Genomic DNA, 1,124 nt, shown 5'->3' with positions numbered 1-1,124 from the left:
GCTCGCGCGGGGCAACCTCGACGATGATCCCGACGCCAACAAACCGCTCGGGCCTATCCCCGCTCGCGCGGGGCAACCACCATTACAAAGTACCTGAACCCCTTGACCACGGGCCTATCCCCGCTCGCGCGGGGCAACCGCAAAAGCAGTGCTTGCGACCGCATCCCCATTGGGCCTATCCCCGCTCGCGCGGGGCAACCTCTCGTATGTAAACCCATGTCACATAAGAGAAAACCAGCAAATCGATCCAAATTTTTAAGGAGCATTTCCAGGCGACGCCGCGCGTCGCCTGACCAACCACATGCCATCGGCCTCAAGCAGTTCGCGTGCCGGGGTGCCCAGATGGGCCACTCCCACTTCGCCTACGGCGTTCAGGTCGCGCCACACCATGACCAGGCTGCCCTGGTTCTCGTGCCGGTGCCAGTCGCTCATCACGTCCCATACGCGCGTACGCACGCCGGGGTTCATGCGGGGCGAGACGAATACGTTGGGCGCCACTTCCAGCATGACCGACGACAGAAAGCCGTGGAAGCGGTCGGGCAGGTCACGCATCACGATCATCACCAGCGCCATGGCTTGCCTCGTCCATGCGCAACACCTGCTTGATGCGGTCGATCATTGCGCCAATGAGTTGTTGCTTGCGAAACACCGCAGTCGCTTCACGCCGCACCAGCTTGTCGATGGTGTCGCCCACCTGCTGCGCGCGCCGGGCTGCGGTGAACGCGATTTGCAGCGTCACCGTGTCGCGAAACAGGTCGGCAATATCGAGCACGAAGGACTGGCCGGAGTTTTCGTGGATGAAGCCCAGCGGGGGGAGCGCCGCCAGCGACTGCACGGCGATGGCCGCCGCAGCCTGCACTGCCGTGGCGGCGTGGTTGATGGCCTGATTCGGCAGGTCCGTGGCGTCGGGATGGGCGCGGTCGTAGTTGCGGCCCTTCCAGGAGATGCCGTGCTTCTCGGCCATCAGTCTGTAGAAGTTCTTGACGCGCGAACCCTCGATACCGCGCAGCGTGTCCAAATCCCGGTGCGGCAGCACTTCACCCAGGCGCAGCGCGTACATCTGGCGCGCCACGCTGATGCGCCGCCGCGGGTTGCTCCACAGTTCGGCCTGGCGCCGCGCCACG

The 1,124-nt window shown here is 64.6% G+C and carries 2 protein-coding genes; both read right to left on the bottom strand.

Annotated elements, in window-relative coordinates:
• Window positions 1–255: 255 nt before the first annotated feature.
• Complete coding sequence (cas2e, locus tag VTU_RS0104875) at window positions 256–573, bottom strand: type I-E CRISPR-associated endoribonuclease Cas2e (protein ID WP_010101396.1); 318 nt, start codon at window positions 571–573, stop codon at window positions 256–258.
• Window positions 545–1,124 (bottom strand): CRISPR-associated endonuclease Cas1 (locus tag VTU_RS25710; RefSeq protein ID WP_040892046.1); only part of this gene is annotated, 580 nt, incomplete at its 5' end. The genes VTU_RS25710 and cas2e, both read right to left, overlap by 29 nt.

It is taken from the genome of Verminephrobacter aporrectodeae subsp. tuberculatae At4, from assembly GCF_000193225.1.
Taxonomy (GTDB): domain Bacteria; phylum Pseudomonadota; class Gammaproteobacteria; order Burkholderiales; family Burkholderiaceae_C; genus Acidovorax; species Acidovorax aporrectodeae.
Note: the sequence above shows the minus strand (reverse complement) of the source record. Positions and strands in the feature narration are given on the sequence as shown.